Raw genomic sequence first — 19,851 nt, 5'->3', positions numbered from 1 at the left:
TTATTCCACCACCTTGATTTTAGTTGCCATCATATGATGAGCATTTCCACAGTATTCGTTACAGACGACGAGATACTCGCCAGCTTCCTTGAACGTATACTCGATCGAGTTGATATGTCCCGGAACGACCATCATGTTGACGTTCGTCTTGACGATTTCAAATCCATGGACGACGTCCTTTGATGTCACAAGAAAATCGACTGTCGCTCCTTTAGGTATGACCATATCTTTTGGCGTAAACTGAAAAGCTTGTGAAACGATGACCGCTTCGTAACGGTCATCATCAATCTTCTTTAGTCCTGGCTTATCGAACGGTTTTGTTTGATCGACTTTCGTCGGATCAATCAACGTTGCATCGGATGGTGGTTGATTCCCGGATGCAAAGGCTGATACACCGATGATAGTTAAGAAGACCGCTAGCATCGTTACTCCGAAGATCAACCAGATTTTTTCTAGACGATGAATGTGCATCGTGATTCCCCCTTAACGTGATATGAACAATAAAAAGATTGAGCTCCACATCCCAATGATGACACCTGCTACAATCAGGACGGCAACGAATGTTCCTTTGAGGTTTGATTCTGTTTTTTGGCTCACGGTGATTACTCCTCTCCTGCTTTGAACTTGTCTTTATTGTAAGAATTCAACAAGTCAGGAAACTGTGATAAATATCACGTCAAATATGAAATTCCGCACTTTTTATTTCGAAAACACACAAAAAGTTCACATCTAGATGAGAGTAAAAAAGGCTTCTACACACAAAAAAATGACGCGAGACAGGAAAGTCCTGTTTCGCGCCAAGATTGGTCGTACATCCTATTAAATTCGACAAACACCTGCCGGACACCCTTCACAATGACACAGATCCCGTAGGTATTGCGGATCGTGAATGATGATTTCTTTTGCTGTCATCGAAATGACCCCTTCTTTTTTCCACTGGGAAAACATCCGATTAACGGTCTCACGTGGTGCACCAATCAATTGACCGAATTCCCCGTCGGATGGTCGCTTCGCAAGACGGTAGGTTTCTCCCACTTGTTCCCCTTCCATCGCAATCAGACGAAGTAACGTCGACGCTAATGCACCTGGTTTTCCGAACAGTAGCAAGTCCCGTAGTTTCGTTTCTGTCTGTTTTCGCATCAATGCTTGCCATCGCATGATCTCAAGCGCAAAGGCACCGTCTTTTTTCATCAGCTCTTCTAATTGGTTTTTTGATAAGAACCCGATGATGCTATCTTCCATTGTTTCGATACTATAGGAACTCGGAAAGGCTTCTCCTACATCAAATTCGCCAAACAGATCTCCCTTGAAATATAAGAACATGAGTAATGGACTACCTTTTTTCGTCAACTTCGATAGTTTGACGCCTCCTTGTTTCACATAAAACAACTTATCGTTCATTTCCCCTTCCCAACAGACGATGGAATCCTTTTTGAACGTCGTTTCTGTCATGAAGCTCTCAAGCAACGTTCGTGTCTCGGATGATAAGACGAACGTATTAGCTTCAGTCGTTCCACAAGTTAGCATATCCATTTCTCCTCTCCTCTTCTTCTGCTTTTAGTATAGAACATCACAGTCGAAAAGAATGGATTTTCAAAAGATTGTCAAAATTTGTTCAACATTTCACATTATTATTTTAAATATTGCCTGACGACTGCTTTTGAAAGCACAAAAAATCGTCAGGACTGATGTCATTAATCTACACCATAGTAATGATGAACAATTCGACTGACTGCTTGACCCGGTGTCTGATCATACCAGTTCGTTTGGAAATCCTGCATGTGCTGACGACATTCTTCAAGTACCGTATCAGACATGATCCACTCCATCAGCTGCTCCATCCGTTCTGTCTGTCGGACAGGTAACGGCTTCGGATACTGATCGACGAGTCCTGGTAGTTGGCGGTATGTGTCGATGTCCGGTGTATATAAGAACGCTGGAATCTTGAGGAGACAGCTTTCGAATGGAATTGAAGAATAATCGGTTACGAGAACATCCGTGATCAGCAAGTAATCATTGATTTGATACGTATCGTCTAACAGATGAATATGCGTAGAACGATAGGTAGAAAGCGCTCGAATCGTCGGATGTAATTTGACGAGAATCGTCCACCCCGCTTTTGCGAGTTGTTCGAATTGTTGAATCGTATGATCTTCCATCCCTTTATATTCTCGGTATGTCGGTGCATACAATAAAATACGGCGGTCAGTCTTTCCGTATTGTTTTCTTAATTCCAGTATCTTCTGCTTTCGTTGCTCCTCATCAAACCAATAGTCCGTTCGTGGCATGCCGAACGACTTAAAATGGGAACGTTTTAAATCGTGTGGTGCCATGAACTGTGTCGCACAGCGCATCCCTGGTACGATGAAATCACCATATTCCTGATACACTCGTCGAAATCGATTGCGTATCCGTTCCGATACGAACAAACTTTTTGAGGAAGTCAGTCCAAACTGCTTTAATGTTCCGGCCGCGTGCCATAGTTGGATACGTCGTGTTCCTCGTCGCGTTTTTGCGACACTGAATTCTGCGACATAATTATCGACGAACACCGTCCGGGAAGTTGCAAGTAAATACGCAAGCCGGACGAACCGTAAACGACGAAAGCGAAGCATCCGATCTGCCCTCCACAAATCCGGTTGTTTCATGAACTGGTGATCATACACAAGATACCGCTTCTCATTTGGCAAAGTATGTGTCAAACGATCATTTACAGGTTTTGCATTATCACCATACGTCATCCAAAACAGAGTGACCGGTCGAAGCGGCAACCACCGAAAGACACCATAACAAATTCGAAATAACAACAGATAGATCCATACGATTCCTTCTCTAACCACTTTCATCCTGCCCTTCTACGAAGAAAGACCGCACGTCGATCGTGTGGTCTCCTCTTCAATCACTTCGAAGCTAATTCCGTTTTAATCTGACTTGTAGAGATACCCTCAGTCCGGCTAAGATAAACAACTTCGCAATGCTCTTTCAAGAAGTCGAACTCGCCTTTCCAATCGTCACCCATAACGAAGAGGTCGACGTCATGCTTCTTCACATCTTCTACTTTTTGATCCCAGCTGTTCTCTGGAATGACTTCATCGACATAACGGATAGCTTCTAAAATCATCTTCCGATTTTCGAAGTTATGGTAAGACTGTTTATGTTTCAAACGATTGAATTCGTCTGTTGAAATCGCGACGATGAGATAGTCGCCCATCTCTTTTGCGCGTTTTAAGATATTGATATGACCCCAATGCAATAAATCAAATGTTCCGTACGTAATTACCTTCTTCATGATTTTGCTCTCCCTTTTATCCGTAAATTCTCATTATAATCGTCTTCATCGCCCGTTCTGAAGCCTGCCCATCATCCCATTGACAATACGTCTCTTGGAACGCTCGGAATGCTGACGCATAACGTGTGTGCCAATCATCCAACTGATCGAGTTCTGCAAATAGTGCTGTCTCCGTCGATAGTAATGGTCCCGGTGCCTCCTGTTCAAAATCGAAGTAAAATCCGCGCAACTGATCACGATAATGTTCTAAATCATACGTATAGAATAAAATCGGACGCGATAAGTGCGCAAAGTCAAACATGACAGAAGAATAATCCGTGATCAAAGCGTCTGACGCCATATACAACTCTGCGATATCCGGGTAGTCCGATGTATTTCGAACGGATGGATAAGCAGTGACATCGAGACGACTTCCGACTAAATAATGCATTCGGACAAGCAGGACATATTCATCCCCAAATCGCTTTTCAAATTCCTCTAACGAAAAGGGCAGCTCAAATGAATATCTTCCTTGACCTTCGAACGCATTATCTCGCCAAGTGGGTGCATACAACAAGACTTTTTTCGAAGGATTAATCTCATAGTGGCGATAAACCGTTTCTTTGATTTTAGCATGCCGTGCCTCTTGATAAAATATATCATTTCGAGGATATCCAATTTCTAGCATCTCACCTTCGAATGCAAATGCCTGTCGAAAGATTGAACTAGAGTACGCATTAGGCGAAACTAAGCTAGACCACTTTGCCGCTTCTTGCTTGAATCCTTGCTTATATCGTTCTGTCGTCGTATTCGCCATTTGGACATCATCCATATCAAGCGCAAGTTTTTTAAGCGGTGTGCCGTGCCATGTTTGTAAATAATACGTTTTTTTCGGTTTGATCAACCAACCTGGTAATCGACTATTCGATACCCAGACTCGTGACGTCGCAAGCAAATAAATCCAACGGAATGTCAACCGATCTACCGTCTTGACGTCTGGTGGAAACGTAACGCCTCGTTGCTTACTAAAAATCAACTCACATTCTGGATGCATCGAGCGCATCAATTCGTAGATCGCTCGCGGACTGTCGCTATATTGTTTTCCGAGAAAACTCTCGAAAAGGACTCGTTTGCGTTTTTGTGGCAACCACGTAAAAACTTTCATGACGGTCCGTAGACCATATTCAATGAAACCTGTTCGTTTAATCCACTGTTTTACTTGATCTTTCAAGAGAAGAGCTCCTTCTTAAGTCAATTAATCACAGCTCATCATAACAAAAAGCGCATCCATTTGGAATTGGTATTTGTTCGCATGTAGCGGAACGGTAGATCGAACGCTGTCGTGTTTTTGACAATTCCTTTTCGATGGCTGAACGTCTCGAAGCTGTATTTCCCGTGATATCCACCCATCCCACTCGCTCCGACTCCACCAAATGGTAAGTGGTGTTGCGCGACGTGCATCAGTGTATCGTTGACACATCCACCCCCGAACGAAATCCGTTCAAGGATACGGTGTTCGACGGCTTTATTTTCTGTGAATAAATAGAGAGCAAGCGGCTTATCACGATCATTGACGAACGTGATGACTTCCTCGATTTCACGATATGTGAGTACCGGTAGAATCGGTCCAAAGATTTCGTCTTGCATCAATGGAGCATCCGTCGCTACATCCGTCATGACAGTCGGCGCCATCTTGCGGGATTCTGGATCTACTTGTCCTCCAAATTCAATCGTACCTTGCGTCAAATAACTACTTAGACGATTCAAATGGTCGTCTGATACGATTTTGACATACGAAGAAACACCAACACCGTTCCCGTACTGTTTGAAGGCTTCTTCTTCAATCAATTGTAAGAAGCGTTCTTTAACATCTTCGTGAATCAATACGTAATCCGGAGCAATACATGTCTGCCCGGCGTTCAACCATTTTCCCCATGCAATCCGCTTCGCAGCTAGACGAAGAACTGCATCCTTATGCACGATCGTCGGTGATTTTCCACCCAGTTCTAATGTGACCGGCGTCAAATGTTTCGCCGCTGCCTGATGCACGATTTTTCCGACACGTGTTGAGCCCGTAAAGAAGATATAGTCGAAACGTTCGTTTAATAAGGCGCTACTCACTTCAGCGTCTCCTTCAATGACGATGCCGAAACGTTCGTGAAAAGCTGTTTCAAAGACTTCTCGTAATACACGAGAAACGTTCGGTGTCAGCTCGGATGGTTTAAGGACAACCGTGTTCCCGGCAGCAATCGCACCAATGACGGGAGCAAGTGCTAATTGGAAAGGATAGTTCCACGGTGCGATGACGAGAACGTTACCGTATGGCTCGTACTGAATTTCACTTTTCGATCCGATGTGCAAGAGAGGGGTTGCCACACGCTTTGGACGTGCAAGTCGACGGAGTTGTCTCTCCATTCGCTGAATCTCTCCGTAAACGAATCCGATTTCAGTCGTGAACGCGTCATGCTGTCCTTTATTGAGATCCTGTTTTAATGCCTCATAAATTGCAGCTTCATGCGTTTCGATCGCTTGGCGTAAAAATGTCAGCATACTTAAGCGGAAGGCTAGACTGCGTGTCGCACCTGTTTTGAAAAAGTGGCGCTGCGTCTGAAGGCGTTCTGATAACACTGTCTCTGTAATCGTTGTTTCCATCCGAGAATCTCCCCTTTAACTGATCTACAATACTGCTTTCATCTTACCATATCTCTTTTTCGATATGAAAAAAGACGGAGATGCTTCTCCGTCTTCCTTCTTATAATTGAATCGCTGTCTCAAGCGCAACTTTCATCATGTCGTTGAATGTCGTCTGGCGCTCTTCTGATGTCGTTTCTTCTCCTGTCAACAGGTGATCTGAAATCGTCAAGATCGTCAATGCATTCACTTTATGTTTCGCTGCAAGCGTGTAAAGACCTGCCGCTTCCATCTCGATTGCAAGACATCCGAAATCCGCCCATTTTTTGAAATGGTGGAAATCATCTTGATAGAACTGATCCGTTGTGAAAATCTGACCGACTTTTGCATCGATGCCTTGTTCTTTTGCTGCTGTATATGCTTTATGCAACAGATCAAAAGAAGCTGTCGGTGCATAGTCTAAACCGTTAAAACGAACACGGTTTTGTGCCATATCATGAGAAGCACTCATCGCGATGACGACGTCACGGACTTTAACGTCTGGTGTGATACCGCCGGCAGTACCGACACGAATCAAGTTCTTCGCACCGTATGACTGAACGAGTTCGTTCGCATAGATCGACATCGATGGTACACCCATACCTGTTCCTTGGACTGAAACTTTTTTACCTTTATAAGTACCTGTGAAGCCATACATTCCTCGAACTTCATTGTAGAGAACGACATCCTCTAAAAACGTCTCAGCGATGTATTTGGCACGTAACGGATCTCCTGGAAGTAAGACCGTTTCGGCGATTTGTCCTTCAGCTGCATTAATGTGTACACTCATGTACGATTCCTCCTCGATAGTCATTTAAATCGACAACAATTCACGAAACTCATTCGGTGTCATACCGAATTGTTTTTTGAACACTTTCCGAAAATACTTATCGTCCTGATATCCAACTTCAAGTGCAATTTCGTAAATGCGCGCTTCCGTCTCACTTAATAACTCCTTCGCCCGATTCAAGCGAATCGTTTGAATGTAATCAGATAAGTTAACAGAAAAACGCTGTTTGAAGCGTCGTGATATATACTCTCGGCTCAAGTAAAACCGTTCGCTCATGAATTGTAGTGTCAATTCTTCCGCATAATGCGTTTCGATGTATTTGGCGATTTGATCAATCGCTTCCCTTGATTCCACCACCGGATGGATACATTCCATCGCGCGGGACAAGGCATCATTGAGTACATCTGGATCAACCGGCTTCAATAAATAATCAAAGGATTGATGCAAAATGGCACGCCGCATATACGTATAATCATCATACCCTGTCAGCACGATCGTGACGACCTTTGGATGATGATTTTTTGTCCATTCTAGTAACGTTAACCCGTCGAGTCCTGGCATTTCGACATCTGTCAGCATCAAATCAATCGTTCCGGTATCCAGTAAGCGTTTTGCTTCTTCCCCATGTTCTGCTTCGTAAATGTGTGAGACCTGCCAACTGTCCCATTCTCCGAGCAGTTTGACCGCTTCCCGTACATGTCGTTCATCGTCTACGATCAACACGTTCATGCCAAGTCCCCCTTCTCATATGGAATCCGAATCACGATTTTGAATCCGCCCTCTACAGATGAAGAAGAGAGCGTCATATTTGCTTCCTCCCCGTAAAAAATCAAGAGACGTTCGTAGATATTATGGAGACCGATCCCGCTCGTCTCGAGATCTTCCGGACTACGATGCATGCGCATTTTCCGATCGATTTCTTCAAGTCGTCCCGTTTCAAGGATGGCACCACTATTCTCGATTTGAATGATGAGACGTCCACCATCCGTCCGTACTTTGTAGGCAAGGTAGTTTTCTGTCGCTGCTAATTGTTGTTGGAAGCCGTGTTTAAAGTAATTTTCAGCGAATGGTTGCAAGATCATCTTCGGCACTTCAATGTCATTGAGATGCCACGGGACGTCAACGATGTAACGAAACCGTTCTGGAAAACGTTGCTGTTGCAAACGAATATACGCCTGAAGATGATCAACTTCTTGTTTTAACGTCACGATCGTCTGCTCATTATTCATCGAGTAACGCATCATTTGCGATAATCCGGTGATCGAGCGGTACGCGATCTTCCGGTCCCCCTGTAACGTCGTCGTTCCGATTGATTGCAGGGCGTTGAATAAGAAATGCGGATTGAGTTGGGATTGTAATGCCCTCAGCTCATTCGTCCGATTCTCGAGTGCCAGTCGATACTCCCGTTTAATTAAACGATCGATGCGTTGAATCATGCGTTGGAACTGGCGATTGAGTAATCCAATCTCGTCATTCGTCGTCGCGACGAATGGCGCGGATAAGTCCCCTTGTTCGACTCGCCAGACGTTTGCCGTCAACTGTTTGATTGGTTTCGTAATCTGCATAGCAACGAGACTTGCTGCAATGATCATGACGAAGAGTGAGACGAGACCAATTAAAACAAGAATCAATGCCGTTTCGTTCGCCCCTTGGATGACTGATGCATACGGAATTCGTTTGACTAGTGTTAGCGGAACACCGTTTGTCATCGTCTTCGAGTAGACGATGAACGATTTTCCGACACGTAAACTCCCACTCTGCCCAGTAAATTGATCTACGGGTAGTTCCATCTCTGCCCCGGTTTGTGCTAAGACGCGCTGTTCTGTCATCAACCACAACGATTCTTCTGGATCATTCTCAAACAGTTTCAACTGTTGTTCAAACACACGGACCGGTATATCCACCGAGAGAAAACCGAGCGGCTCATCTGTCTCGACACGATCGATGCGATAACGAAAACTAACGACTTGTTTCTCATCGAGAATCATCGTGTGCACATTATATGGTTCAATGGTGTGTGCCTCGTCAATCAACCAGCCACTTTTTTGTTTCATCAATCGAAAATAATCCGTCTCTTGCATCCAATCAAACGTTCCCCGACTCGTTGTTTTCATATTGTAGACCGAATACTCCGAATAACCATTTAAGATGACGAAATGTAACTGTTCAATATCCTGACGTGATAAAAACAGACCTAACATCGCCCGCGAAACGACTCCATCGGATTCGTCTAGTTCCTGATCTGCTCCGACGCGCATAATGTTCATTAACGAACGATTCGCATACAGACTCGTCGATAGACGGCGGATATCCTCTATGTAATGGGTCACCTGTGTATTTCCCCGTGTCAACACGTTCAGGCTAGAACGTTCTGCCTGTTCAATGTTTTGGTGCCGCACATACAAATAGGAAATCGATGTCGCGAGGGCTGTCGGAATCAAGATCGCCAGGACGACGAGACGAATCAAACGCGTCCGGATACTTTTCATAAAAGGCGCCCCCATCCTTTTTCTTGTAATCAATCGTATCATAACCTTGAATCCGCTTACATCATTTCCTGATATTCTCTTTCTTGATTCGCCTAAAAAATTCTTTTCTGTTTCGACTTGATTCCGAATGAATTTTACTATAATATCATCAATGTTCGTTTTTTAATCAATTTGTTATGAAGGTGGTCCTTTTATCCATGTTTAAACTTGCCGCACATCAAACAACCGTAAAACGTGAAATCCAAGCTGGATTCGTGACGTTCATTACGATGGCATATATTCTGCTCGTCAACCCGACGATTTTAGCAGATGCCGGTATCCCTCAAGCCCAAGCATTTTCTGCGACGATCATCGCGACATTGATCGGTACGCTTCTGATGGGACTTTATGCGAATTTACCCATCGCAGTCGCACCCGGAATGGGACTTAATGCGTATTTCACTTACACACTTGTCGTTGGTGAAAAAATTCCATATCAGACAGCACTATCGGTTGTCTTCGTTGCCGGTGTCATTTTCTTATTGTTATCACTCTCACCGATTCGTACGAAGCTAATTGAAATCATTCCGATGACATTAAAGCTTGCGATCACAGGAGGAATCGGTCTCTTCATCGCCTCACTCGGTCTCAAGATGTCAGGAATTCTCGTCGCGAGTGAAGATACACTCGTTACGATTGGCGCATTGACGTCACCAGAAGCATTGATTACGCTCATCGGACTGTTAGTTGCAGCTATCTTGACGATCAAACGTGTACCGGGTGCTATTTTGTACGCCATGGTTCTTTCTGGATTGATCGCATTCTTGACAGGTGAATTGAAGTTTTCCGATTCCTTCGTTGCGTTACCGACGTTACCAGAAGGGTTGATCATCACTAATCCGTTCAACGCCATTCAAGACGTGTTCCAATACGGTCTGTTCAGTGGTGTTCTCTCCTTCGTTCTCGTGACGATGTTTGATACGACAGGAACGATGGTCGCTGTCGGCGAACAAGCTGGACTAATTGAAGAAGATGGATCGTTGAAAAACAGTGAACGCGCCCTATTATCTGATTCGACGGCAATGGTTGCTGGTTCATTGTTCGGAACAAGCCCGACGACTGCTTACGTAGAATCTGCAGCAGGTGTCGCTGCGGGTGGACGAACTGGACTCACGTCCGTGACAGTCGGAATTTTATTCGCATTATCTGCCGTCTTTGGACCGTTCGTTCAATCAATCTCGAGTGTTCCAGCAATCACTGCGCCAGCATTGATTTTAGTCGGTGTCTTCATGATTCAAAACATTAAACAGATTCCATGGGATGATTTCAGTGAAGCCTTCACGGCCTTTCTTGTCATCTTGATCATGCCATTATCCGGTAGCATCGCAACGGGTATCGCATTCGGTTTCATCGTTTATCCAATCATGAAAGCCATTCAAAAAGAGCGCGTCCATCCACTCATCTATGTCTTCGCGCTTCTCTTCTTCATTCAATTGTTCTTCCTGTAATACAAAAAACATGCCTGTTCCGATCAGCTGACGGAACAGGCATGTTTTTTACATTATTCTTATTTCTTCATTTTATCCCATGTCTTCGTGAAATCTTGCAGCATCTCGTCAGCCGTTTTTTGCTTACCGACGTATGCCTGCATGATGGCGCCGAACTCGTTTACTGCTCCGTCCGGATACTTGAACCAGTTCCATGAGATTGTTTTTCCGTCTTTTGAGTACGCTTGAATATCATCTGCAAGTGGTCCTAAATCCTTTGCTTCGATTGATTTGAAAGCAGGGATGAACTTGAATTTATTGACCATATAGTCTTTTCCTGTATCAGACATCGCCATCCATTCGAGGAATTTTTTCGCTTCTGCTTTATTCTTCGAGTTCTTGTTGACGACCCAGTTGTTTGGAACACCGACAGGGAGACGATCCATTTTTTCTTTATCATCATTGATCGGCATTGGGATGAAGCCCATGTTGATATCTGGATTTACATCCGTGATCAATTGTTGCGCCCAGTTTCCTTGTTGAAGCATCGCTGTCTTACCTTCAGCAAACTGAGAGACTTGTGTGTTGTAATCCGTCGTTAACGGATTTTTATTTCCATACTCAATCGTCAAATCAAACAGGTTCATGAAATCCTTAAACTGTTTGTTATCTTCGAACTTTCCTTTTCCTGAATTCAAGTCCGCGATGAACTGATCTGGATCATCCTGCTGAGCGACAGGAATGTTCAAAAGGTGATTTCCGAGAATCCACCACTCCCCGTATCCGATCGAGAACGGTGTTACTCCGTCTGCTTTCAGCTTCTTTGAAGCTTCCGTCAATTCTGTTAACGTTTTTGGAAGTTCCGTAATGCCAGCTTTTTTGAAGATATCCTTATTATAAATAAAGCCATATCCTTCAAGGTTCATCGGCATTCCGTATAACTTGCCATCAATCGTCATCGGCTCTTTCGAGAGGTCCGTCAAATCACTGACCCATTTTTCATCCGATAGGTCTTCTAGTTTATCCTGCCATGTTTTCGCTTCTGTGAATCCACCGTTGTTGAAAACATCCGGTTCATTGCCTGAAGCGAATTGTGATTTCAGAGCCGCACCATAGTCCGATCCACCACCAACAGTTTGCACGACGACCTTTGTACCTGTTTCCTTCTCATATGCTTTTGCCATCTTTTCCATGTCTTTTGCGATTTCAGCCTTGAATTGGAATACGTTGAGCGTCTTACCGTCTTTTGAACCACTATCTTTCGAGTCATCGCTATTCAATGTACCGCCACCACATGCTGCCAAAGCGACGACCATCGCCGTCGTGACGACAGGTAATGCTGCCCATCTTCTTTTACGCATTCGGATTCCCTCCCTGATTTCGTTTCATATTCGTGCTACATCTTCACAATAAATGAAAACGCTTGCAATGAAGAGAGAGAAAGTTGTCCGGTGTGGTGGAAAATATTGAACAATCATTATCCGAGTCTTTTCATCGGAATTGTTGTATCATGAAAATAGAGATTCTTTCATGAATAGGAGTTTGATGCCATGCCCTTGCAACTAACGATTTTATTGATTGGTATATTGCTGTTTGCTGCCGTCTGGACGACGAAGTTATCGAGTCGTCTTAATATTCCGGCACTATTGATTTTTATCGCCCTTGGAATGATTGCCGGAAGCGACATTACAGGCTTTATTCGTTTTGACGACGCTGAACTGGCGCAACTTCTCGGAACAGTCGCTCTGATCATCATTTTATTTGAAGGTGGACTGCAAACTGCCTGGAAGGAAGTACGTCATGAATTAGCGCCCTCCCTCTCGCTTGCGACATTCGGGGTCTTTATTGCTACATCCATCGTTGCCGTCGCTTCCCATTATATTCTTGGCTTCAGTTGGGCAAATGCTTTCTTACTTGGAGCAATCGTTGGTTCGACCGATGCCGCTGCCATTTTTTCTGTCCTAAGCGGTCAGCCGATTCGACGCAAAGTCGGATCAACACTCGAGGTCGAATCTGGAACGAACGACCCGATGGCCGTCTTTTTGACCGTCTTATTCCTTGAGTTTGTGACAAACCCTGAAGAAGCATCGCTCTTATCAGGACTTGGTTCACTCGTGTGGGAAATGACGATGGGACTTCTGATTGGTTTATTCATCGGCTGGGCAGCCTCGACATTGATTAATCGCATCGATTTGTCCTCGTCGAGTTTTTACCCGATTCTGCTCATGTCGTTTGCTTTCTTGTCTTTCGGATTAGCCGATACGTTCCATGCCAGCGGATTTTTAGCTGTTTATGTCACGGCAATCTATATTAGCAATCACGAACTCGTCTACCGCCAGACGCTTGTCCGCTTTACGATGAGTATGGCTCACCTTGCCCAAATCGGGATGTTCATCGTGCTCGGTCTGCTCGTCTTTCCGAAACAATTGCTCGATGTCCAGGTCATCCTGTCTTCTATTGCGCTGGCGCTGATCCTAATTTTCATCGCTCGTCCTTTGTCAGTCTGGGTGAGTCTCCTTCCGTTTCGTTATTCGTGGCAAGAGAAGGTCTTTATTTCCTTTGCTGGTCTAAAAGGAGCCGTACCGATCATTCTCGCGACATATCCACTTGTTGCGGATATTGAGAATGCATCGATGATCTTCAATATCGTGTTTTTCACAGTCTTATTATCAACACTAATTCAAGGGAGTATGTTGACGTTCCTTGCTGAGCGATTACGACTGAACGAAACACAGACTTCTGCCATCCATACCGTCATCGAGTTCATGTCGATTGGTAAACCAAATGCAGAAATCATCGAATTGACGTTGCCAATGTCCCACCCATTCATTGGAACGACGATCTCAGAGATTGATTTGCCTCAGGAATTTTTAATCACAGCCATCATTCGTGATGATCAAATCATTACACCACGTGGCGACACTGCCCTAGAAGGCAATGATCAGTTACTATTGCTTACCCCAAAACATCGGATCAAGACATTAAAGCGATTCTTGTTTCCTCCCGCTTGATCTGTTCATGAAACAACGCAGTGGATCCTGAAGATCCACTGCGTTGTTTTTTTACATATTCATCAATCTTGTTGTTTCGTTTGTGCGTCTTGCTTCTGTTCTTTACGCTTCGCTTTGGCACGACGGTAGAGAACGTATCCACCAAGAATCACGACGATTCCACCTAAAATCCACCATAACTCCTGTTCTAATCCTTTTAGCATCGATTCAGCACGTTCTACTCCGAATCGTTCACCGACCCAGATGTAAAAGAAGGAAACCGGAAAAAGTCCAATACTTGAAGCAAGTAGATAACGCTTGAACGATAAGCCGAACAAACCACAAGGGATCGAGACGACCGAGCGCACGACGGGAAAGAAGCGTCCAAATAATGCAGACCATGTTCCGTATTTCGCAACGATGCGCTCCCCTTGCTCAATTTCTTTTTCTTTAATCAGTAACCATTTGCCGTACCGGATAAGTATCGGACGACCTGCATACCGACCAAGCAGATAAAAGACCGTCGCCCCCATCAGACTTCCTAAAAAACCGACCAGAACAGCAGCTGTCCAACTGACCGTTCCGTTCGACACATATAGACCGAGTAGCGGTAATCCGACTTCTGCTGGAATCAATTCCGTTCCCAGACCAATGATCATAATTCCTAAAAACAGCCAGAGATTGGATTCTCCGGCTGAGAACAACCACTCCAACATACAAGTAACCCTCCGTTCATCCTCTCGCAGGACGGAGGAGATAATAGATGATGACGACTAGTGTCGTCCAGACACCTGTGAAAATTCCGATGATCCCGACAATGAAAAAGCCAAGTGCAACGATTGAGCCTGTCCGTTTATAATCCCGCCACATGGTCCGTAATCCTTTAATGTTGAACCATAAAAACACAAGAAACAAAATAGGGATGAGTATCCCAACAATCAATAGAGAAGACATGCTTTCACCTCTTTCTTATTTATTGTTATCCCCATTCTATCAGGAATCGACACGTCTTTCCTCCGCCTAAGGTCTTATGAACTTTAAAAAAAGAGCACACTTCCGAATGGAAATGTGCTCTTCGTTACATCAAAACGTCATTCCTTTGACGCTTTCTTACTATATATATGTCAGAGCAAGTGAATGCCTTCCGCTTGAAGACTTTTACGTGTCTCTTCCGACCAGACAGAAGCTTGAACTTCACCGATATGACGCTTCTTCAATAAGAACATCGCCATACGGGATTGACCGATCCCTCCACCCATCGTTAACGGGAGACGCTCTTCGAGCACACCTTGATGGAACGGGAACGCCAATTTATCCTCTTCTTGAGCGATTGACGTCTGTTTTAATAGTGCTTCACGGTCAACTCGGATTCCCATTGAAGATAACTCGAATGCTCCGATTTCTGGGTGGTGTACTAAAATGTCACCGTTGAGTGTCCAGTCATCGTAGTCAGCCGCTCGACCGTCATGCTTCTCACCTGAAGCCAGTGCGCCACCGATCTGCATCAAGAAAACAGCACCGTACATCTTCGTGACTTCTGTTTCACGTTCTTTTGTCGAGAGTGTCGGATACGCATCTTCAAGTTCTTGCGTCGTCATGAAATGAATCGTTTCCGGTAAGATGGCTGAAATGCCGTACTCTGCTTCCACTTCTTGTTCGACTTGGCGAATCGTTGCATAGATTGCTTGTACTGTTTCTTGTAGATAAGCACTCGTCCGTTGTTCTTTCGTAATGATCCGTTCCCAGTCCCACTGATCGACATGGATAGAATGTGTCGCATCGAGCATTTCATCACGACGAATTGCATGCATCAACGTGTATAACCCTTCTCCTGCTTCAAATCCGTACGTATGAAGCGCTTGACGCTTCCACTTCGCAAGAGATTGAACGATTTCAAGGTCTGCTGTGTGATCTAATGCATCAAAACGAATGATGCGCTCTACGCCGTTGAGATGATCGTTGACACCGAGTGTGCTTTCTACGAACAATGGTGCTTCGACACGTGTCAATCCGAGTGTTGTCGAAAAGCGTTCCTCAAAGCGTTTCTTTACGAGTGTGATTGCTTCCTGTGTGTGTTTCATCGATACGAGTGTTGTCATGGTGGTGTTCCTCCTCAATTGTGTTTTGAAAAAGAAGCCATAAAAAAGAGCCCTTCTTTCCCAAGAATATGGGACGAAAGACTCGGTTCCGCGGTACCACCCATGTTAGCAACGATGTTGCTCACTCAAAAGACGAATCACTTCATCTTCGGCCATATGATAACGGACAGGCAACTCCGGCTACGCCTACTGACATTCGGGTTCGGGTAGCGACTCCGGGAGGTTCTTCGCATCTTGCTTCCGACTGGGCTCTCACCATCCCCAGCTCGCTATACGGTCGTACAAGGTGTTACTCTTCCCTTCAACGTCGTTGTTACAATTGAATTGAGAACATCGTACAACAGGTCGCAAGCATTTGAAAAGACTTTTTTTCAAAAAAAATAAAAGTTGTCAGATTAATCTGACGTGTAAAACATGAAAAAGCGTTCTCGCAGAAGCGAGAACGCGCTTACAAAAATTATTTGATTGATCCACTCGTAATTCCTTGAATAATCTGTTTTTGCAGGGCAAAGAAGAACAACAATAACGGAATGATCCCAAGTACGAGTCCGGCAAGTGCTAAGTCCCACTGCTTCGTATACTGACCAAAGAAATAGAACGTCGCGAGTGGAATCGTCCGTAAATCGACGTCTCGTAACATGAGCGATGGTAATAGGAAATCGTTCCAAATCCAAAGCGTGTTCAAGATGATAATCGTCACCGTAATGGGCTTGAGTAGTGGGAAAACGATGCGCCAGAACACACCCCATTGCGAACAACCGTCAATGATGGCCGCTTCCTCAATTTCTTCAGGAATCGACTTCATGAATCCATGGTATAAGAAAATCGATAATCCAGACCCAAAACCAAGATACATCAGAATCAATCCCCAATAACTGTTCTGCAATCCGAGATCACCAGACAGTTTCGATAAGGGAATCATGATTGATTGGAATGGAATAATCATCGCCGCAACGAATAAGAAGAAGATGATCGTCGACAAGCGTGTTTTCGTCCGGACGAGTTTCCAGGCTGCCATCGAACAAAAGATGATGATGACCGCGTTAGCGCCGACTGTAATGATGACTGAGTTTAAGAAAACTTTTCCGAAGTTCATGGCTTCCCATGCTTCTGAATAGTTGGACGTCATCCATTCTTTCGGTAGACCCGTTGTGTTCGTAAAAATATCGCCCTGCGTCTTAAATGAATTCGAGACGACGTAATAAAACGGAATCATATACAGAAGACCCATCAGTAAGGCCGCCAGTTCGACTGTCCCCAGACGGAGAGAATAACGACCTCTCGTCTTTTTAGAGCGCTTCGGTTTCTCCTCTTGCGGAGTGGGTAACGGTTGTGCCGTACTCATGCTTCCACCTCCCGTTTTTTCGTCAGATAGACTTGAGTGACTGTAATCGCCGCTACAACGACGAAGAAGATGATTGCTTTCGCTGATCCGAGTCCGAGATTATTGTTCGTAAACGATTCTTTGTAAATATTTAGGGCAAGCATCTCGGTCGATTTGAATGGTCCGCCATTCGTTAGGGATAAGTTCGTATCGAATAACTTGAAGGACCATGAAATCGTCAAGAACAAACAGATCGTGACCGACGGCATGATCAACGGCAACGTAATGTTTCGTAACGTCGACAGACGATTTGCACCGTCGATTTTTGCTGCTTCAATCAGCTCTTGCGGAACATTTTGTAGAGCCGCGATGTAGATGACCATAATGTAACCGCCACCTTGCCAAATCGAAACGATGACGATCCCCCAGAATCCGGTCCGTGCATCTCCTAACCATGGAAGTTCAAATATACTCCACCCTGTCAATTCACCAATCGATGCGAATCCTTTAACGTAGATGAACTGCCAAACGAATCCGAGAATCAACCCACCGATTAAGTTTGGCATAAAGAAAATCGTTCGTAAGAAATTACGTGTGCGAATATTTTGTGTTAATAAGAATGCCAAGATGAAACCGACGACATTCGTTAAGATGACGGCAACGACCGTATATTTCGTCGTCAGCCAAAATGACTGCTGGAACTGCTCGTCACTCGTAAAGAGACGGACATAGTTATCAAAGCCGATCCAATTTAATTCTCCGGTAACACCGTTCCAGTCCGTGAACGAATACATGACGCCATTGAAAAACGGTACAAGCACGATCACTGCGAATACAAGAAAGACCGGTCCGACGAAGAGCCAAAAATCAAGACCGCGTTTCCACTTCTTTTGTCCAGATGTCATTGTTTCATCCCTCCTCCACTCTACAGTACGTCTTTCTCACACACTTGAACACGTCACCATTTGACCCATTGGGTGGAAAATATTGAACGTTTTCCTTTGGCGCGTTCGCACTAGATACGCTACTATTAGAAAAAAGAGAGATCCAATCAAAAAGGGAGTCGATACCATGGAAAAGACCATTCGTTCGGACTTAGAAATCGCACAACAAACCGTCTTACGCCCGATTCGAGAAATTGCGGACCGGATTGGTTTGCAAGAAGAGGATTTTGATACGTATGGAAAATATAAAGCGAAGTTGACAGACGGTCTGTTGAACCGATTGGCAACAAAATCGGATGGCAAACTGATTCTTGTCACTGCCATCAATCCGACGGCTGCCGGTGAAGGGAAATCAACCGTAACTGTCGGACTCGGGCAGGCGTTACACCGGGCGAAACATAAGACGATGATCTGTTTGCGCGAACCCTCACTCGGTCCGACGATGGGCTTAAAAGGTGGCGCGTGTGGTGGTGGCTATAGCCAAGTTCTGCCGATGGAAGAGATCAATCTGCATTTCACAGGTGATATGCATGCGATCACGTCCGCTCATAATACGATCAGTGCCTTGCTCGATAATCACCTGCATCAAGGGAACATTCTTGGTATTGATCCACGCCGTATCGTCTGGAAACGCGTTCTTGATTTGAACGACCGTGCTTTGCGCCAAGTCATGATTGGTCTCGGCGGTCCTGCGCATGGCGTGCCGCGTCAAGATGGCTTCGATATCACGGTCGCTTCTGAGATCATGGCCGTCCTGTGCCTTGCTGACTCCATCACGGATCTCGAACAACGGCTGAGCCGCATCGTCGTCGCCTATACGTACGATCAACAACCGGTAACAGTCAAAGACATTCAGGCGGCAGGAGCTGCGACATTACTCCTAAAAGATGCGTTTCGACCAAACCTCGTCCAAACCGTCGAAGGAACACCAGCGCTCATTCATGGTGGTCCGTTCGCAAATATCGCTCATGGTTGTAACTCTTTGATTGCAACACAAACTGCGCTGAAACTGAGTGATTACGTCGTCACAGAAGCTGGATTCGGAGCTGATTTAGGCGCCGAAAAATTCTTCAATATCAAGTCACGGATCGGTGGTCTCCACCCGGATGCCGTTGTGATCGTCGCTACGGTTCGCGCTTTAAAAATGCATGGTGGAGTAGACAAAACGCAACTCAGTGAAGAAAATCTGTCTGCCTTAACGGATGGCCTTGCGTTACTTGAAAAACACGTCGAGACGATGAACTTGTTCGGCGTCCCTGCCGTCGTTGCTTTGAACCGTTTCTTCACCGATACGGAAGCCGAACGGAGCATGATCTTGACATGGTGTCAGGAACGCAACATTCGTGTAGCAGAAAGTGAAGTCTTTAGTAAAGGTGGTGCGGGTGGTGAAGCGCTCGTCACCGAAGTCATGCAAGCACTTGAGGAACCGAGCCAGTTCCAACCACTCTATCCTGATGCTTTACCACTCCGTCAAAAAATTGAACGGATTGCGAAACGGGTCTATGGAGCAGCCGATGTTCACTTTGAAGCTAAAGCGCTACGTGAACTCGAACGGTGTACAGAGATGGGATTGAATGCTTTACCGATTTGTATGGCAAAAACGCCATTTTCGTTAACCGATGATCCTGCTCGGTACGGTCGAGTCGAAGACTTTACGATTACGGTTCGTGAAATTCGACCATCGATTGGTGCAGGATTCATCGTTGCACTGACTGGGAATGTATTAACGATGCCCGGATTACCTGCAGTACCTGCTGCCTTCCACATGGGCGTCTCAGAAGACGGACAGGTATTCGGACTTTCTTGATGAG

19 protein-coding genes and 1 other annotated feature are annotated in these 19,851 nt (G+C 45.0%); of the genes, 3 read left to right on the top strand and 16 right to left on the bottom strand.

Going from position 1 to position 19,851, the window contains the following annotated elements; genetic code table 11:
• The 10 genes from K6T22_RS03300 to K6T22_RS03255 all read right to left on the bottom strand — a co-directional run bounded on the left by K6T22_RS03300 (position 1) and on the right by K6T22_RS03255 (position 9,217).
• Positions 1-471, bottom strand: coding sequence for a cytochrome c oxidase subunit II (locus K6T22_RS03300; protein ID WP_238238914.1), 471 nt, complete (start codon positions 469-471; stop codon positions 1-3).
• Between the two features lie 12 nt (positions 472-483).
• On the bottom strand, positions 484-597 hold the full coding sequence (locus K6T22_RS03295) for a hypothetical protein (protein ID WP_023467253.1): 114 nt from the start codon (positions 595-597) through the stop codon (positions 484-486).
• 222 nt (positions 598-819) lie between these two features.
• Entirely contained in the window at positions 820-1,533 is a 714-nt protein-coding gene (locus tag K6T22_RS03290) for a Crp/Fnr family transcriptional regulator (RefSeq protein ID WP_238238913.1), read from the bottom strand.
• 161 nt (positions 1,534-1,694) lie between these two features.
• Positions 1,695-2,846: a CDP-glycerol glycerophosphotransferase family protein gene (locus K6T22_RS03285; RefSeq protein ID WP_238238912.1), complete on the bottom strand. Its 1,152-nt coding sequence runs from the start codon at positions 2,844-2,846 to the stop codon at positions 1,695-1,697.
• Positions 2,847-2,899: 53 nt separating this feature from the next.
• On the bottom strand, positions 2,900-3,289 hold the full coding sequence (gene tagD / locus K6T22_RS03280) for a glycerol-3-phosphate cytidylyltransferase (protein WP_050678243.1): 390 nt from the start codon (positions 3,287-3,289) through the stop codon (positions 2,900-2,902).
• Between the two features lie 16 nt (positions 3,290-3,305).
• Positions 3,306-4,499, bottom strand: a complete 1,194-nt coding sequence (locus tag K6T22_RS03275) for a CDP-glycerol glycerophosphotransferase family protein (RefSeq protein ID WP_425293144.1) — start codon at positions 4,497-4,499, stop codon at positions 3,306-3,308.
• A gap of 38 nt (positions 4,500-4,537) precedes the next feature.
• Positions 4,538-5,920, bottom strand: a complete 1,383-nt coding sequence (locus K6T22_RS03270; RefSeq protein ID WP_238238911.1) for an aldehyde dehydrogenase — start codon at positions 5,918-5,920, stop codon at positions 4,538-4,540.
• Positions 5,921-6,020: 100 nt separating this feature from the next.
• Complete coding sequence (deoD, locus tag K6T22_RS03265; protein ID WP_023467244.1) at positions 6,021-6,728, bottom strand: purine-nucleoside phosphorylase; 708 nt, start codon at positions 6,726-6,728, stop codon at positions 6,021-6,023.
• A 24-nt stretch (positions 6,729-6,752) separates the two neighbouring features.
• Positions 6,753-7,457, bottom strand: a complete 705-nt coding sequence (locus tag K6T22_RS03260) for a response regulator transcription factor (RefSeq protein WP_238238910.1) — start codon at positions 7,455-7,457, stop codon at positions 6,753-6,755.
• On the bottom strand, positions 7,454-9,217 hold the full coding sequence (locus K6T22_RS03255; RefSeq protein WP_238238909.1) for a sensor histidine kinase: 1,764 nt from the start codon (positions 9,215-9,217) through the stop codon (positions 7,454-7,456). Before K6T22_RS03255 ends, K6T22_RS03260 begins: the two co-directional genes overlap by 4 nt.
• A gap of 197 nt (positions 9,218-9,414) precedes the next feature.
• On the opposite strand from K6T22_RS03255, the gene K6T22_RS03250 reads away from it, so the two are divergent.
• Positions 9,415-10,704 (top strand): NCS2 family permease, encoded by a 1,290-nt coding sequence (locus tag K6T22_RS03250; protein WP_238238907.1) that lies wholly within the window; start codon positions 9,415-9,417, stop codon positions 10,702-10,704.
• 59 nt (positions 10,705-10,763) lie between these two features.
• Here the strand turns inward: K6T22_RS03250 and K6T22_RS03245 are convergent, their stop codons facing one another.
• Positions 10,764-12,044 (bottom strand): ABC transporter substrate-binding protein, encoded by a 1,281-nt coding sequence (locus K6T22_RS03245; protein WP_238238906.1) that lies wholly within the window; start codon positions 12,042-12,044, stop codon positions 10,764-10,766.
• A 189-nt stretch (positions 12,045-12,233) separates the two neighbouring features.
• Here K6T22_RS03245 and K6T22_RS03240 point away from each other — a divergent pair, with 189 nt between their 5' ends.
• Entirely contained in the window at positions 12,234-13,694 is a 1,461-nt protein-coding gene (locus K6T22_RS03240; protein ID WP_238238904.1) for a potassium/proton antiporter, read from the top strand.
• A gap of 62 nt (positions 13,695-13,756) precedes the next feature.
• Here K6T22_RS03240 and K6T22_RS03235 read toward each other — a convergent pair whose 3' ends face one another.
• From K6T22_RS03235 to K6T22_RS03215, 5 genes are all read right to left on the bottom strand, one after another.
• The gene (locus K6T22_RS03235; protein ID WP_238238903.1) at positions 13,757-14,389 is read right to left on the bottom strand and encodes a DedA family protein; all 633 of its coding nucleotides are present in this window, start codon (positions 14,387-14,389) and stop codon (positions 13,757-13,759) included.
• Between the two features lie 16 nt (positions 14,390-14,405).
• Positions 14,406-14,543, bottom strand: coding sequence for a hypothetical protein (locus K6T22_RS03230; protein ID WP_238238902.1), 138 nt, complete (start codon positions 14,541-14,543; stop codon positions 14,406-14,408).
• A 254-nt stretch (positions 14,544-14,797) separates the two neighbouring features.
• A complete protein-coding gene (asnA, locus tag K6T22_RS03225) occupies positions 14,798-15,772 on the bottom strand; it encodes an aspartate--ammonia ligase (protein ID WP_238238900.1) in 975 nt (324 codons plus the stop codon).
• A 66-nt stretch (positions 15,773-15,838) separates the two neighbouring features.
• Positions 15,839-16,086, bottom strand: a binding site (T-box leader).
• A gap of 143 nt (positions 16,087-16,229) precedes the next feature.
• Complete coding sequence (locus K6T22_RS03220; RefSeq protein ID WP_023467233.1) at positions 16,230-17,117, bottom strand: carbohydrate ABC transporter permease; 888 nt, start codon at positions 17,115-17,117, stop codon at positions 16,230-16,232.
• Positions 17,114-18,001, bottom strand: coding sequence for a carbohydrate ABC transporter permease (locus K6T22_RS03215; protein WP_023467232.1), 888 nt, complete (start codon positions 17,999-18,001; stop codon positions 17,114-17,116). The genes K6T22_RS03220 and K6T22_RS03215 overlap by 4 nt, the downstream gene beginning before the upstream one ends.
• A gap of 166 nt (positions 18,002-18,167) precedes the next feature.
• On the opposite strand from K6T22_RS03215, the gene K6T22_RS03210 reads away from it, so the two are divergent.
• Complete coding sequence (locus K6T22_RS03210) at positions 18,168-19,847, top strand: formate--tetrahydrofolate ligase (protein WP_238238898.1); 1,680 nt, start codon at positions 18,168-18,170, stop codon at positions 19,845-19,847.
• Positions 19,848-19,851: the final 4 nt, after the last annotated feature.

Source organism: Exiguobacterium acetylicum (assembly GCF_022170825.1).
GTDB lineage: Bacteria > Bacillota > Bacilli > Exiguobacteriales > Exiguobacteriaceae > Exiguobacterium_A > Exiguobacterium_A acetylicum_B.
This window is presented reverse-complemented; position numbering and strand designations above follow the sequence as displayed.